The sequence below is a fragment of the Pseudokineococcus lusitanus genome (genome assembly GCF_003751265.1).
GTDB classification, from domain to species: domain Bacteria; phylum Actinomycetota; class Actinomycetes; order Actinomycetales; family Quadrisphaeraceae; genus Pseudokineococcus; species Pseudokineococcus lusitanus.
Genome location: NZ_RJKN01000008.1, coordinates 1 through 14,246, shown reverse-complemented (window position 1 = coordinate 14,246; position 14,246 = coordinate 1). Strand labels below are relative to the sequence as shown.

At 79.2% G+C, this 14,246-nt stretch carries 13 protein-coding genes; 10 read left to right on the top strand and 3 right to left on the bottom strand.

The genetic code is table 11. The annotated features are described in order from the left end of the window. Nucleotides 1-200: 200 nt before the first annotated feature. The 3 genes from EDC03_RS14350 to EDC03_RS14340 all read left to right on the top strand — a co-directional run bounded on the left by EDC03_RS14350 (nt 201) and on the right by EDC03_RS14340 (nt 2,722). On the top strand, nt 201-416 hold the full coding sequence (locus tag EDC03_RS14350) for a hypothetical protein (RefSeq protein WP_148058100.1): 216 nt from the start codon (nt 201-203) through the stop codon (nt 414-416). Nucleotides 417-550: 134 nt separating this feature from the next. Next, nucleotides 551-769, top strand: coding sequence for a hypothetical protein (locus tag EDC03_RS14345; RefSeq protein WP_123380951.1), 219 nt, complete (start codon nt 551-553; stop codon nt 767-769). A gap of 72 nt (nt 770-841) precedes the next feature. Then, nucleotides 842-2,722 (top strand): alkaline phosphatase D family protein, encoded by a 1,881-nt coding sequence (locus EDC03_RS14340; protein WP_123380950.1) that lies wholly within the window; start codon nt 842-844, stop codon nt 2,720-2,722. A 22-nt stretch (nt 2,723-2,744) separates the two neighbouring features. Here EDC03_RS14340 and EDC03_RS14335 read toward each other — a convergent pair whose 3' ends face one another. Next, nucleotides 2,745-3,260 carry a DUF427 domain-containing protein gene (locus EDC03_RS14335; RefSeq protein WP_123380949.1) on the bottom strand — a complete coding sequence of 172 codons (516 nt, stop codon included), beginning with the start codon at nt 3,258-3,260 and terminating at the stop codon, nt 2,745-2,747. 199 nt (nt 3,261-3,459) lie between these two features. Between EDC03_RS14335 and EDC03_RS18475 the strand changes: the two genes are divergently transcribed. From EDC03_RS18475 to EDC03_RS14305, 6 genes are all read left to right on the top strand, one after another. After that, nucleotides 3,460-4,032 (top strand): DoxX family protein, encoded by a 573-nt coding sequence (locus tag EDC03_RS18475; RefSeq protein WP_123380948.1) that lies wholly within the window; start codon nt 3,460-3,462, stop codon nt 4,030-4,032. A gap of 77 nt (nt 4,033-4,109) precedes the next feature. Then, complete coding sequence (locus EDC03_RS14325; RefSeq protein ID WP_123380947.1) at nt 4,110-5,087, top strand: pirin family protein; 978 nt, start codon at nt 4,110-4,112, stop codon at nt 5,085-5,087. 621 nt (nt 5,088-5,708) lie between these two features. Beyond that, nucleotides 5,709-6,116 carry a TOBE domain-containing protein gene (locus EDC03_RS14320; RefSeq protein WP_123380946.1) on the top strand — a complete coding sequence of 136 codons (408 nt, stop codon included), beginning with the start codon at nt 5,709-5,711 and terminating at the stop codon, nt 6,114-6,116. Beyond that, nucleotides 6,113-6,919: a molybdate ABC transporter substrate-binding protein gene (gene modA / locus EDC03_RS14315; RefSeq protein ID WP_123380945.1), complete on the top strand. Its 807-nt coding sequence runs from the start codon at nt 6,113-6,115 to the stop codon at nt 6,917-6,919. Before EDC03_RS14320 ends, modA begins: the two co-directional genes overlap by 4 nt. Further along, on the top strand, nt 6,916-7,743 hold the full coding sequence (locus tag EDC03_RS14310; RefSeq protein ID WP_123380944.1) for an ABC transporter permease: 828 nt from the start codon (nt 6,916-6,918) through the stop codon (nt 7,741-7,743). Before modA ends, EDC03_RS14310 begins: the two co-directional genes overlap by 4 nt. Continuing rightward, the gene (locus EDC03_RS14305; RefSeq protein WP_123380943.1) at nt 7,740-8,828 is read left to right on the top strand and encodes an ATP-binding cassette domain-containing protein; all 1,089 of its coding nucleotides are present in this window, start codon (nt 7,740-7,742) and stop codon (nt 8,826-8,828) included. Before EDC03_RS14310 ends, EDC03_RS14305 begins: the two co-directional genes overlap by 4 nt. Nucleotides 8,829-8,830: 2 nt before the next feature. Here the strand turns inward: EDC03_RS14305 and EDC03_RS14300 are convergent, their stop codons facing one another. Together EDC03_RS14300 and EDC03_RS17685 are read right to left on the bottom strand one after the other, a co-directional pair. Continuing rightward, the gene (locus EDC03_RS14300) at nt 8,831-10,354 is read right to left on the bottom strand and encodes a GGDEF domain-containing protein (protein WP_123380942.1); all 1,524 of its coding nucleotides are present in this window, start codon (nt 10,352-10,354) and stop codon (nt 8,831-8,833) included. Beyond that, on the bottom strand, nt 10,351-12,945 hold the full coding sequence (locus EDC03_RS17685; protein ID WP_158674319.1) for a putative bifunctional diguanylate cyclase/phosphodiesterase: 2,595 nt from the start codon (nt 12,943-12,945) through the stop codon (nt 10,351-10,353). Before EDC03_RS17685 ends, EDC03_RS14300 begins: the two co-directional genes overlap by 4 nt. A 200-nt stretch (nt 12,946-13,145) precedes the next feature. Here EDC03_RS17685 and EDC03_RS14280 point away from each other — a divergent pair, with 200 nt between their 5' ends. Further along, complete coding sequence (locus tag EDC03_RS14280; RefSeq protein ID WP_123380941.1) at nt 13,146-13,586, top strand: OsmC family protein; 441 nt, start codon at nt 13,146-13,148, stop codon at nt 13,584-13,586. Nucleotides 13,587-14,246 lie beyond the last annotated feature (660 nt).

The window sequence follows — 14,246 nt, the reverse complement described above, 5'->3', positions numbered from 1 at the left end:
CCTGCGCAGCTCGGGGGGACGCGCCGACCCTAGGACATCGGCGCCCCCGCGCCCCCCGGACGACGGGAGGTCCCTGCGGTGGCACGCTGGCCGGGCGCGCCCCCGCCCCCGGGCGGACGCGGCGCCCTGGACCCCGCGCGGGTCGTGCGTCGCCCCGCCGCGCCCGCGCGGGCGTCCGGCGCGGCGGGCAGGCTGTCCCCGTGGTGAAGGTCGAGCAGTACCGCCGTCCCCGCGGCGCCGTCGGCGTCGGGCTCGGCTTCGTGGCCCTCGGCGTGCTCCTCGCCGTCGTCCTCGACCCGACCGCGGAGGGCCCCGGCGGGCTCCCCGTCTGGGTCGGCGTCGTCGTGGTGGTCGTCGGCGGGCTGCTCACGTGCGGGCTGGCGGTCCGGCAGCTGCGGGCGCAGCGCCGCGGCTGAGGGACGCCCGCGGTGTCCACGGGCCGTGCGCGGGAGGCGCCGCTCGCGCCCCTCCGGGCGTAGCGTCGGCACGCACGCACCGCGCACCGCGCCTGGAGACACCCGGGGTCCCGTCCCGCCCGAGGAGTCCCGCCGTGCACCTGCCGTCCCGCCCGTCCCTCCGTCCGCACCTGCCCCGGGGCGACCGGCCGCACCGCCGGCCGCTCTCGGCCCTCCGTCGCGTCCCGGCCGCAGAGGGCCGCTCGCGCGCCGGGTCCGCGCTGCTCGCCGAGCTCGACGTCATGGCCGCCGACGTGCGCGCCGCCTGCCCCGAGCCCCCGCCCGGGCCCGGGCGCCGTCACCCGCGCGGCTGAGCGCCCCGACCGCACAGCGGGAGCACGGGCTCCGCACGGGCCGGACCGACGTCCGGCTGAGACGATCCGCCGGTGACGGACCCCGGCACCACCTCGTCCGACGTCGTCCAGAGCTCGGGCGACCTCGTCATCGGCCCCCTCCTGCGCCACGTCGCGGGCACGTCGGCCACCGTCTGGGTGGAGACCGCCCGCCGGGGCGAGGTGGCCGTCCGCGCCGGGGACGCCGGCGGCCGCGCGCGGACGGTGACGGTGGGCGGCCACCACTTCGCGCTCGTCGTCGTCGAGGGGCTCGAGCCGGGCGGGGAGACGGACTACGCCGTCGACCTCGACGGGGCCCAGGTCTGGCCGCTGCCCGACGACCCGCGGCCGGCGCCCCGGATCCGCTCGCTGCCGGAGCCGGGCAGCCGCACCTCCCCCGCCGGCTCCGACGGCAACGACCCCACGACCGCGCCGGACGTGCAGGCCGCGCACGACGAGGCCGTCCGCGAGGGCGCGCTGGCGCCCGAGCCGCCGCACGCGGGGACGCCCGCGCCATCGGCGTCCCAGACCCCGGCGCTGTCCATCGCCCTGGGCTCGTGCCGGGTCGACCGCCCGCAGGTGCCGCCCTTCACGCGCGACGTCGGCGAGGAGGCCGTCGGGGTGGACGCCCTCGTCGCCCTCTCCGTGGCCTGCCAGCGCGGGCGCCGCACGCCCGACCTGCTGCTCATGCTCGGAGACCAGGTCTACGCCGACGAGGGCCTGTCCCCCGGCATGCGCGAGCGCATCACCGCCAAGCGCGGGGACGCCGAGCCGCACGGGGAGGTCGGCGACTTCGAGGAGTACACCTGGCTCTACGCCGAGTCCTGGGCCGACCCGGAGGTCCGGTGGCTGCTCGCGACGACGCCGACGGCCATGATCTTCGACGACCACGACGTCCGCGACGACTGGAACACCTCCCGCGCCTGGCGCGAGCACGTGCAGACGCTGCCGTGGTGGCGCGGGCGCATCGCCGGCGCGTACGCCTCGTACTGGCTCTACCAGCACCTCGGGAACCTCGAGCCCGCGCGGCTCGCGGCCGACGACCTGTGGGCGCGGGTGCGCGAGGTCGGCGAGGAGGGCGACGCCGAGGAGGTCCTGCGGGAGTTCGCCCTGGACGCCGACGCCCAGGTCGACGGCAGCGGCACGTCGCAGTGGTCCTACGTCCGCGACCTCGGCCGCACCCGGCTCGTCGTCGTCGACACCCGCTCCGGGCGCGTCCTGTCCGACGACCGCCGCACGATGCTCGACGAGGAGGAGATGCGGGCCGTCGAGGACGCGCTCGTCGGCGACGTCGACCACCTGCTCGTCGCGTCGTCGCTGCCCGTGCTGCTCGAGCCCGCGCTGCACGACCTCGAGGCGTGGAACGCGGCGACGGCGTCCGCCGGCGCCTGGGGCGAGCGCTTCCGCCCGCGCGCCGAGGCGCTGCGCCAGGCCGTCGACCTCGAGCACTGGGGGGCCTTCGAGACCTCGTTCCGCCGTCTCGTCGACCGCGTCGGCGCCGTCGCGGCGGGCGAGCACGGCCGCGAGCCCGGCTCGGTGCTCTTCCTCTCCGGCGACGTCCACCACGGCTACGTGGCGCCGCTGTCCTTCCGCCCCGACCGGGGCGTCCGCGCCCCGGTGTGGCAGGTGACGAGCTCGCCGCTGCGCAACGGCCTCCCGCGCGGCCTCACGACGGCGTTCCGCTTCCTCCACACCCCCCTCGCGCGCGCCGCCGGGCGCCTGCTGCGCCGCACCGTGGGCGCCGAGCCGCTCGACGTGCACTGGCGCTCGACGACGGGGCCGATGCTCGGCAACGGCTTCGCGACGCTCGTGCTGCTGGGCCGCTCGGCCCGCGTCGTCTTCGAGAAGGCCGAGCCGGGCCGGGGCCCGGGCACCGACCCGGCCGCGCCCGACGACGTCCGCCTCCGCGAGGACCGCGAGCTCTTCCTGGCCTGAGCCCGCAGCCCGGCGCCGGGGGTCACCAGCCCCAGGTGCCGGGCCCGCCCTTGAAGGGGCCGACGACGTCGTCCGTCACCCAGCCGCCGTAGAAGCCGCCCTCCTGGGGGCGGACCCGCTCGCCGTCGACCGTCGCGGCGACCTGCGCCGGCGCGAAGGCGAGCGCCCCGGCGAGGTCGGCGAAGCGCGGCGTCGGCGTCTCGTACGACCACGCCGCCGCCTCGAGGCGTCCGCCGTCGGGCAGGACGACGTCCCAGTAGGTGGCCCGGCCCTTCCACTCGCACGTCGTCGCGGGAGCCGCCGAGCGCACGAGGACGCCGTCCGCGACGTCCTCGCGCGGCACGTACCAGGTGGGCGGGTGGCTCGTCTCGAGCACGCGCCAGGCGCGGTCGGTGCGGGCCAGCACCGCGGCGCCGTCCGGCGAGCGCACCTCGACGCCGCGGGGGCTGCGGACGAGGGCCGGCGGGCGCGGGTAGTCCCACACCGACTCCTGGCCGGGGCCGGCGGGCAGGGGGCGGGGTCGCGGGGCGGGGGTCATGGGCGCAGTCTCGGTCGCACGGCCGGTCGGCGCACGGGTGAGCACGCCCGTCCCCGCCGGGAGGTACTTGCACTCTCAAGGAAAAGGCGTACCGTCGTCCCCGGCGCCGACGTCGTCGCCGCACCGACCACGTCACCGGCCGTCCCGCGGCCGCGGCACCGCTCCGGCCGCACCACGGCCACCCCGCTCGGAGGCACCCATGTCCCACCGCTCCCGCACCGACCTCGGCCTGCTCGCCCTGCGCGTGGGCGTCGGCGGCACCCTCTTCGCCCACGGCGCCCAGAAGCTGTTCGGCTGGTTCGGCGGCCACGGCCTCGACGCCACCGGCGGCGCCATGGAGGCCATGGGCTTCCGGCCCGGGAAGCGCAGCGCCCTGCTCGCGGGCCTCGGCGAGGCCGCCGGCGGCGCCGGCCTGGCCCTCGGCCTCGGCACCCCCGTCGCCGGCGCGGCGACCGCCGCGACGATGACCGCGGCCGGCACCGTCCACGCCCCCGCCGGCTTCTGGGCCGCCTCCGGCGGCTACGAGCTCAACGCCGTCCTCGCCACGACGGGCGCCGCCCTCGCCGTCGCCGGGCCGGGCCGGTACTCCCTCGACCACGCGCTCGGCCACCGGCTGAACCGCCCGTGGATGGTCGCCGCCGCCCTCGCCGGCGTCGGCGTCGCGGCCGCCCAGGTCATCGGCGCGCGCCAGAAGGCCGTCGCCGCGAGCGCGACGACGGACGCCGAGCAGCTCGACGCCGCCGGCGACGCCGAGCAGGCGCAGGACGCCTGAGCGGTCCCGCCGCACCGCAGCACCACCCGCACGACGCAGCACCACGGAGCAGCACCCGCCCGCCCCCGGAGGCAGCCGTGACCGACCTCGAGGCCCGTCCCGACGAGCGCCCGGTCCCCGGCGAGCCCCTGGGGGCGGGCGGGACGCCGCGACGGCAGGTGCTGCCCGCCCGCACCGTGCCGCTCGGCGGCGTCCGGGGCCTCGAGGTCCGGCGCACCCTGCCGCAGCGCGACGTCCCCACCGTCGGCGCCTGGTGCTTCGTCGACCGCTACGGCCCCACGTCGGCGTCGATGCGCGTCCTCCCCCACCCGCACACCGGCCTCGCGACCGTCACCTGGCCGCTGTCGGGGACGATCCGGCACCGCGACAGCGTCGGCAGCGACGTCGTCGTGCGCCCCGGTGAGCTCGACCTCATGACCGCCGGCCGCGGCGTCAGCCACTCCGAGGTGTCGCTCGACGACGGCGCCCCCCTGTCCGGCGTCCAGCTCTGGCTCGCGCTCCCGGACGCCACCCGCCACGACCCGCCGCGCTTCGAGCACCACCGCGACCTGCCGGTGCTCGAGGGACCGCGCTCGTCGGCCCGCGTCATGGTCGGGCGGCTCGGCGACGCCGTCTCCCCCGCCCGGACCGACACCCGCGCCGTCGCCGCCGAGGTCACGCTCGCCGAGGGGGCGACGACGCTCCCCCTCGACCCCCGCGACGAGCACGCCCTCCTCGTCCTCACCGGCGACCCGGCCGCCCTCGCCGTCGACGGCGGCCCCGTCCCCGAGCACGCCCTCCTCCACCTGGGCGCCGGCCGCGAGGGCCTCGACCTCCTCGTCGCCCCCGGCGCCGGCCCCGTCCGCGTCCTCCTCCTCGGCGGGGAGCCGTTCCGGGAAGACCTCCTCATGTGGTGGAACCTCGTGGCGCGCACCCACGACGAGGTCGTCGCCCGGCGCGACGACTGGGAGGCCCGCTCGGACCGCTACGGCCGTGTCGACGGCCACGGCGACGAGCGCATCCCCGCCCCGCCGCTGCCCGGCGTCCGCCTGGTCCCGCGGCGACGCGCCGGCTGACACCGGCCCCTGCCCCGAGGCGTCGAGGGTCTGCACGAGATCCGCGGTGCACGGCGGATCTCGTGCAGAGGCTCGGGGTGCGGCGGCCGCGGCCGGGTCACGGCGGGTCACGGCGCTCGGTCGCCCCCGCGGGCGGCGCCGGGCGCGCTCTGGCACTGCCTCGGCGCGCTCCGGCCGGGTGCCGCACGGGGCGGGGCGCCGGCCTGACGTGCCGGACGCGCGCCCGCCGCCACCCGCTCGTCCCGGGTCGTCGCCACCCCTTCGTCCCTCGCCTCGCCACCCGCTCGTCCCGCCCTTCCCTCCCCGTCGACGCCCCCCCGGCCGCTACGCGTGAGCCTCTGCACGAGCGGCGGGATGCATCCCGCCGCCCGTGCAGACCCTCCCGACGACGCCGTCGACCTCTCCTTCGCCCGTCGTCCCGCCGGTGCACCACCCCTCTGCCTCAGCGCCGACCCCACCCCCTCCCCCGATGTGTGCGCGTCTCTCGGGAGGGTGGGGTGCGCGCCTCTCGCAGGGGCGGGGTGCCGGGCGCGCGTCGGGTCTCGGGCGGGTTCTCCGCGAGCGGATGGTGCGGGCGCAGGGGCGCCGTCGTGCCGCACGTGCGGGTCTAGAGTCGGGCGCATGCCGCACTACCGGATCAGCGAGGCCGCCGGGCTCCTCGGTGTCAGCGACGACACCGTGCGGCGGTGGGTCGACTCGGGGGTGCTCGAGGCGGGGCGCGACGGCGCCGGGCGCCGGGTCGTCGAGGGGGCCGCGCTCGCCGCCTACGCGCGGGAGCACGCCGCCGCCGCGGCGCCGGACCCGACCGGCGTGGCGCGATCCGCGCGCAACCGCTTCGTCGGGCTCGTCACCCGCGTCGTCGCCGACGGCGTCATGGCGCAGGTCGAGGTGCAGTGCGGGCCGCACGCCGTCGTCTCGCTCATGAGCGCCGAGGCGGCGCGGGAGCTGGGGCTCGAGCCCGGCGTGCAGGCCGTCGCCGTCGTCAAGGCCACCACCGTCGTCGTCGAGACCCCCCGGGACCGCGCATGAGCCCGGTCCGCACCGCCCTCCCGCTCGCCCTCGTCGCCGTCCTGCTCGTCGGGTGCGGCGGCGCCGACGACGTCGACCCCTCCGCCCCGACGGCGGCCGGCGACCCCGGCCCGGCGCTCGAGGGCACCCTCACCGTCTTCGCGGCGGCGTCGCTCACCGAGGTCGTCGACGAGCTCGCGGAGCAGATGCAGGAGGAGAATCCGGGCCTCACGGTGCGGGCGTCGTACGCCGGGTCCTCCGACCTCGCCGCCCAGCTGCAGGAGGGGGCGCCGGCCGACGTCCTCGCCACCGCCGACGAGCGGACGATGCAGGCCGTCGTCGACGCCGGGCTCACGGCGGGCGAGCCGGAGGTCTTCGCCACCAACGTCCTCACCCTCGTCACCCCGCCCGACGACCCCGCGGGCGTCGCGTCGCTCGCCGACGCCGCCCGGGACGACGTCGCCGTCGTCGTCTGCGCCCCGCAGGTGCCGTGCGGCGCCGCGACCGAGCGGGTCGAGGAGGCCGCGGGGGTCACGCTCTCGCCCGTCAGCGAGGAGGGCTCGGTCACCGACGTCCTCGGGAAGGTGACGAGCGGCGAGGCCGACGCCGGGCTCGTCTACGTCACCGACGCCCGGCGCGCGGGGGACGCCGTCCGCGTCGTCGACGTCCCCGAGGCCGCCGCGGCGGTCAACCGCTACCCCGTCGCCACGCTGGCCGACGCCGCCTCCCCCGAGGCCGCCGCCGCCTTCGTCGACCTCCTCGCCGGCCCGGACGGCCAGGAGCTGCTGGCGGACGCCGGGTTCGGCCCGCCCGACGGCCCGTGACGGCCGACCTCGCCCCGGGCACGCGCCCGAGCGGACGAGCAGGGCGCCCCGCCGTCGCGGGCCTGCCCCGCTGGGTGCTCCTTCCCGCGGCGGTCGGCGCGGCGCTCGTCGTCGTCCCGCTCCTCGCGCTGGCCCTCCGGGCCCCGTGGACCCGCCTGCCGTCGTTGCTGACCACGCCGGCCGCCGTCGACGCCCTGCTCCTCAGCCTCCGGACCGCGGGCACGGCCACGGTGCTGTGCGTGCTGCTCGGCGTCCCGATGGCGCTCGTCCTCGCCCGGTCGACGTGGCGCGGGGTGCGGGTCCTGCGCGCGCTCGTCCTCCTGCCGCTCGTGCTGCCGCCGGTCGTCGGCGGCATCGCGCTGCTGTCCGCCTTCGGCCGCCGCGGGCTGCTCGGCGAGAGCCTCGAGGTGCTCGGCGTCGAGGTCGCCTTCTCGACGACGGCCGTCGTCCTCGCGCAGACCTTCGTCGCCCTGCCCTTCCTCGTCGTCAGCCTCGACGGCGCGCTGCGCACCGCGGGCCGCCGGCACGAGGAGGTCGCCGCCGTCCTGGGGGCCAGGCCGACGACGGTGCTGCGGCGCGTGACGCTGCCGCTCGTCCTGCCCGGCCTCGTCTCCGGCGCGGTGCTGTCCTTCGCGCGCGCCCTCGGCGAGTTCGGCGCGACCCTCACCTTCGCCGGCAGCCTCCAGGGCACCACCCGGACCCTCCCCCTCGAGGTCTACCTGCAGCGCGAGACCGACCCGGACGCCGCCGTCGCGCTCTCGCTGCTGCTCGTGGCCGTCGCGGTGCTCGTCGTCGTCGCGGTGCGCGGCCGGCCCGCCGCGTGAGCGGCCTCCTCGTCGCGGCCACCGCGCCGGACCGGGACGTCGACGTCGAGGTCGCCGCCGGGCCCGGGGAGGTCGTCGCCGTCCTCGGGGCGAACGGCGCGGGCAAGTCGACGGCGCTCGCGCTGGCCGCGGGGCTGCTGCGTCCCGCGCGCGGACGGGTCGTCCTCGACGGGACGGTGCTCGCCGACGCCGGCGGGCCGGGCCGGCGCCCCGCCTGGACGCCGCCGCACCGTCGTCGGACCGCCCTCATGACGCAGGACGCGCTGCTCCTGCCGCACCTGGCGGCGCGCGACGACGTGGCCTTCCCGCTCCGCGCACGGGGCGTCGGACGGCGGGAGGCGCGGCGCCGCGCGGAGGGCTGGCTCGCGCGGGTCGACGCCGCGGGTCTCGCCGACCGCCGCCCGGCGCAGCTGTCCGGCGGGCAGCAGCAGCGGGTCGCGCTCGCCCGGGCCCTCGCGGCCGAGCCGCGGGCCCTCCTGCTCGACGAGCCGACGGCGGCCCTCGACGTCGCCGCCGCGCCCGCCGTCCGGGCGCTCCTCGCGGAGGTGCTCGCGGGCGGCGACCGGTGCGCGCTGCTCGTGACGCACGACGTCCTCGACGTCGTCGCGCTGGCGCACCGCGCCGTCGTGCTCGAGCACGGGCGCGTCGTCGAGCAGGGGCCGGTGCACGGCCCCGACGGCGTGCTCGCCGCGCCGCGGAGCGCCTTCGCCGCGCGCCTCGCCGGCGTCGGGCTCCTGCGGGGCACGGCGGCCACGGGCGGGCTCCGGCGGCCCGACGGCACGCTCCTCCCCGGCAGGCCCGCGCCCGGGTGCGCGGCCGGGACGGCGGCCGTCGCGGCGGTCCCGCCGTCGGCGCTGCGGGTGGTGCCGGCGGGGACGGCGGGCGCGCTGCCGCTCGTCGTCGCCGCCGTCGAGCCGCGGGGCGACGTCGTCCGGCTGCGGGCGGCCGACGGGCCGGGCGGCGAGCCCGGGCCGGCGGTCGACGTGCCCCTCGCGGCGCTCCGGCCGGGGGCCGCGGTGCCCGGCGCGACGCTGGCCGTGGCCGTCGACGCGGCGGCCGTGCGGGTGCGTGCCGCCCTGGGTTGAGGTCAGGCGTGGGCGGCGGCCGGGGCCGGGTCCTCGAGCCCGACGGGTCCGCGCGGCCGCGGCGGGCGGCTCGCCTTGACGGCGTACATCGCGCGGTCGGCCGTGCGCAGCAGGTGGTCCAGGGCGGTCGCCGCGTCCTCGGGGCCCGCCCCGGTGAGCAGGCAGCGGGCCGTCCCGACCGAGCCGGCACCGGGCAGCAGGGCGCCGTCGTGCTCGACGGGTCGCCCGAGGGCGACGGCGCAGCGTCCGGCGAGCGCCGTCACCGCGTCGGCGCCGGCGTCGGCGCCCCGGACGAGGACGGCGAACTCGTCCCCGCCGAGGCGGGCGACGAGGGCGTCGGGGCCCGCTGCGGCGCGCAGCCGGGCCGCCGTCGCGACGAGGACGGCGTCGCCCGCCGCGTGGCCGTAGGCGTCGTTGACGCCCTTGAAGCCGTCGAGGTCGACGAGGACGAGGCCGAGCGCGCCCCGCGAGGCCCGGCTGCCGACCTCGCGGCGCAGCGCCCGGCGGTTGGCCGCACCGGTGAGGTCGTCGGTGAGCGCGTCCTCGTGGGCGGCGTGCGCCCCGCCGGCGGTGCGGAGGGTCACGGCGAGGAGGACGTGGACGGCGACGGAGGTCACCACGGCCGTGGCGACGACGACGGGCCCGAAGGGCGGCGGGAGCACGCCGTTGAGCGCGACGAGGAGGACCGAGGTCGCCGAGACCACGACGACCGGGACGACGGCCGGGCGACGGACCCCGTCCGCCGCCCCCGTCGGCGGGCGGGCGAGGGCCGTCGACAGGAGCAGCAGCCCGACGACGTAGGCGAGCAGCCGACCGGGCTGCCCGAGCCGGCCGAGCTCGGCGAGGCCCACGGGGACGAGGAAGGTCGCCTCGGCGACGGCGAGGAGGAGCAGCCCGAGCACCAGGCGGACGTCGCGCCGGCCGGGCCGACGTCCGGGGAGCCGGCGGCGGGCGAGCACGACGACGACGAGCGCCAGCCACGTGCCGGGGACGAGCAGCGCGAAGGCGGCCAGCGGCGGGACCCACCCGAGGACCACGGGACCGGCGAGGACGGCCGCCGTCGTCGTCGCGCCGCCCCCGATGACGACGAGGGCCTCGACCGCCACCGGTGCCGCCGTCGAGCGCCGGTCGTCGAGGAGGACGGCGGTCGCCAGCAGGAGGATGGCCACGGCGAAGGGGTGGCGGGACGGCGGCAGGGGGTCCAGGCCGCCGTCGAGCACGTCGTGGACGAGGACGACGTGCGAGGCGGTCCACACGAGGATCCCCAGCAGCAGGAAGCGCAGCTGCGTGCGGCGGGCGGGCGCCCGCCGGAGCGCGACGACGGCGGGCACGGCCGCGGCGAGGGTGCCGAGGGCGGCGACGACGACCCCGAGGAGCAGCGGCGCGGCACGGCCGACGGGCGTGAGCAGAAGGGCCGCCGTGACCGCGAGGGGCAGGAGCAGCGCGCCCAGCGCGCGACGCCCCGGGAGGTCGGGCGGCAGGACGGCGTCGCGCACCGTCGCGAGCACGGCCCGCCCGGCGCTCACGGGAGCTCGGGGCCGGGGCGCACGACGGGCGGCGCGGCGTCGGGCGGGACGGGGAGAGCGGCGGGGGCCGAGGGGCCGGCGGCGGGCGGGGCCGCCCCGGCGGCGAGGCTGCGGCGCGGCACGGGCACGCCGAGGCCCAGGCGACGGTCCATGTCGGCCGCCGGCGCGGGGCGGCCCGTGTGGTAGCCCTGGACGGCGCGGACGCCGAGCGCGCCGAGGCGGGCCAACGTCTCCTCGTCCTCCACGCCCTCCGCGACGACGTGCAGCCCGAGGTCCTGCCCGAGCCGGACGGCGGCGCCGACGATGGCGGCGCTCCCCCGGTCGACGAGCATCGAGCCGACGAAGGTCCGGTCGATCTTCACCTCGCCGACGGGCAGCACCTGCAGGTAGGCGAGCGAGGAGTGGCCCGTCCCGAAGTCGTCCACCGACAGCCGGACGCCGAGGGCGCGCAGCTCGCCGAGGGCGAGGAGCGAGCGCTCGAGGTCGGCGAGCTCGGCGGTCTCGGTGATCTCCAGGACGAGGGAGGCCGGCGGCACGCCGGCCTCGGCGAGCGCGTCCGCGACGACGTCGACGACGCCCGGGTCCTGCAGGCAGCGCGGCGAGAGGTTGACCGAGACCGTCATGCCCGGGAGGACCGTCCGCCAGCGCGCGAGGTCGCCCAGCGCGCGGCGCAGGACGAAGGACGTGAGGGCCGGGACGAGGCCGGAGCGCTCGGCGAGGGGGACGAACTCGTCGGGCGGGACGACGTCGTGGACGGGGTCGGTCCACCGCACGAGCGCCTCGGCGCCGGACAGGCGGAGGGTGCCGGGCTCGACGACGGGCTGGTAGGCCACCTGGAGCTCGCCCGCGGCGATGGCCCGGCGCAGCGCCTGGACGACGGCGAGGCGGCGGCTGGTGGCGAGCTCGTCGACGGTCGACCAGACCCGCAGGCCCGTGCGGTCGCCGCCGGCCGCGGCCAGCGCCGTCTCCGCGCGCCGGAAGACCTCGGCCGCCGTCTCGCCGCGGACGCCCGTGGCCAGGCCGGCCGTGGCGGCGAGGTCGACGACGACGCCGCCGGCCCGCGCGGGCGGCAGGGTGCGGAGCAGGCGCTCGACGCCCTCCGCGGCCTTCGCGGACCGCTCGGGGCAGCCGCGCAGCAGGAGGGCGAACTCGTCGTCGCCGAGCCGGGCGACGACCGCGTCGTCGCCGGCGGCCGCGACGAGGTGGCGGCCGACGGCGCGCAGGGCCTCGTCGCCGACGTCGTGGCCCAGCGCCTCGTTGACGTCGGCGAACCCGTCGAGGTCGAGGACGACGACGGTCGCCGGGCCCTCCGCGAGGGCCTCGTCGAGGACGCGGAGCAGGCCGCCGCGGTTGGGCAGGCCGGTGAGGGCGTCGGTGACGGCGGCGCGCTCCTGCAGCTCGGCCTCGCGGCGCAGGAGGTCGACGAGGCGGGCGCGCTGGAGGGCCACGCCGGCCTGGCCGGCGAGCAGCCGGAGCAGGCGGACGTCGCCCTGGCGCAGGGGGCCGCGGGCGCGGAGGCGGTCGGCGACCACGAGGACGCCCACGCCGGTCCCGTCGCCGGCGTGGCCGAGCGGCACGGCGACGCCGGAGCGGCCGCCGCCGGGGCCGCGGCGGACGACCTCGCGGCCCGCCCAGGCGGCGGAGGCCCAGTGGCCGGGCGGCGCCGGCGGGGCGAAGCGGGTGCCGTCGTCGTCGAGGACGAGGCGGCCCTGCGGGCGGCCGGGGCCGTCGGGGACCTGCCACGCCACCTCGACGCGGCGGACGCCGAGGACGTCGCGGACCTCGGCGAGGAGGGCGCGGCTCAGCTCCTCGGTGGAGGCGCCGGGCGCCTGCAGGCGCGAGGAGACGCGGTGCAGGTGCTCGAGGCGCTCGTGGTCGCGGACCAGCCGGGCGTGGCGGGTGTGGGCCGCCCCGAGCACGGCGAGCAGGGCGGCGAGCGGGAGCAAGAGGGTGGGCGACCAGTCGGCGAGGACGACGAGGAGGAGGGCCGCGCTGGCCTTCGCGAGGCCGGCGACGACGTCGGTCACCGCGGCGTCGAGGACCACGCGGGCGTCGGGCAGGCCCGCCGTGGCGACGATGGCGGCGGCGACGACGAGCGCCCCGGTGAGCACGACGGCGACCGTCGTCACGAGCACGGCGGGAGCGAGCCCGGCGGGCGGCCCGCCGAGGGGCGAGGGGTCGAGCAGCGCGTGGAGCAGCGTCGTCGCGAGCGCCGCCTCGAGCGCCGCGAGGACGACGTTGAGGGTCGCCTTGAGCAGCGGCGGGCGGCGGCGCAGGAGGCCGAGGACGGAGCCGAGGACGACGGCCGGGACGAGCTCGCCCGGCGTCAGCAGCAGGGCGCCGACGACGAGCGGTACCTCCGTGAAGGAGAGGCTGAGGGTGTCCCCGCGCACGTGGAGGCGGACGACGACGACCTCCGCCAGCGCCACGACGGGCACGAGCACCCACCACGGCAGCGAGCCGTCGCCGAGCAGCGGGACGTCGTCCGGCCAGGCGAGGAGGACGCCGGTGAGGCCGGCGAGGACGGCGGACAGCACGACGACGGCGGGCGCGCCGCGCGCGCGCCTCCGCCGGGGCGTCTCCTGGTCCACCTGCTGGTCATCGGCGGCCGGGCCCGGTGCTTGAGGGGTCCGCCGCCGCCGGGCCCCCCGGTGCGCCGCGGGTAGGCCGGGCGGGTACGGCGGGCGGGGGCGCCGCACGGCGTCGGGAAGATGCGCGGGGTCGTCCCACGTTCCACCATCTCGACAGCACCGGGACGGCCCGGTGCACCCCCGAGAACTGCGGAGGACCCATGCCCACGCGTACCGCTCGCACCGCCTGGAACGGCGGCCTGCAGGACGGCTCCGGCCAGGTCGAGCTCTCCAGCTCCAAGGTCGGCACCTACGACGTGTCCTTCCCCAAGCGCGCGGCCGACGAGGCCGGCGGCGCCACCAGCCCCGAGGAGCTCGTCGCGGCGGCCCACTCGGCCTGCTACGCCATGCAGTTCTCCGCCCTCATCGCCGAGGCCGGCGGCACGCCGCAGAGCCTCGAGGTGTCCGCCGACGTCTCCCTCGGCCCGGACCCCGCGGGCGGCTTCCGCCTCACCGGCATCGCCCTGACCGTCCGCGGCGAGGTCGAGGGCCTCGACGAGGCCGGCTTCAAGGACGCCGCGCAGAAGGCCAAGGAGACCTGCCCCATCAGCAAGGCCCTCACCGGCGTCGAGATCACGCTGGACGCCGCGCTGGAGTCCTGAGCCACCCGGCTCCACCCGCTCCACCGCTCCACGACGACGGCCCCCCACCCCGCGCGGGTGGGGGGCCGTCGTGCGTCGGGCGCGTGCCGGCGCCCCGGTGGCGCTGCCGACCGCCCGGGGCGTCGTCGCACGGCGTGGGCGACCGAGCCGGTGGCCGGGTGCGGCGACCACGCCGTTCCGGGGCTCTGCACGGGCGGCGGGATGCATCCCGCCGCCCGTGCAGAGCCTCGGGGCAGGCGCCCTCGGGGCCGACGTCCGTCGGCGGGGACGGTGGACAGCCGTGGCGGCTGTCGGCCCTCTCGACTATCATTCGAACACACGTTCGGGTACGGGTCACGAGGGGGTGGTCGAGGTGGGTCTGCAAGAGCCCGAGGAGGACCGCCCGCGCGACCACGCCCCGCGGGCGGCCGATGACCTCGACGCGTCCGGTGCTCCTTCCGGTGCTCCGTCGGGTGCTCCGTCGGGAGCACCGTCCGGTGCCGCCCCAGAGCCCTCGGTGTCGGCCGGCCCGGTCGACGTGCCGGTGGGCGACCTCCCCCTCTCCCGGCGGGCAGGTCGGGCGGTCCTGGACCAGCTCCGCGACGCCCACGCCGCGGCGTCGGCCCAGCACGCCGCGATGCTGGGCCTGGTGGCCGACCTCGTCGACGAGACGGCCGCCTC

Coding starts and splice junctions, on each gene's coding strand:
- EDC03_RS14320 (WP_123380946.1), top strand. CDS start 5,709: ATGCCGCACTACCGGATCAGCGAGGCCGCCGGGCTCCTCGGTGTCAGC.
- modA (WP_123380945.1), top strand. CDS start 6,113: ATGAGCCCGGTCCGCACCGCCCTCCCGCTCGCCCTCGTCGCCGTCCTG.
- EDC03_RS14280 (WP_123380941.1), top strand. CDS start 13,146: ATGCCCACGCGTACCGCTCGCACCGCCTGGAACGGCGGCCTGCAGGAC.
- EDC03_RS18475 (WP_123380948.1), top strand. CDS start 3,460: ATGTCCCACCGCTCCCGCACCGACCTCGGCCTGCTCGCCCTGCGCGTG.
- EDC03_RS14335 (WP_123380949.1), bottom strand. CDS start 3,260: ATGACCCCCGCCCCGCGACCCCGCCCCCTGCCCGCCGGCCCCGGCCAG.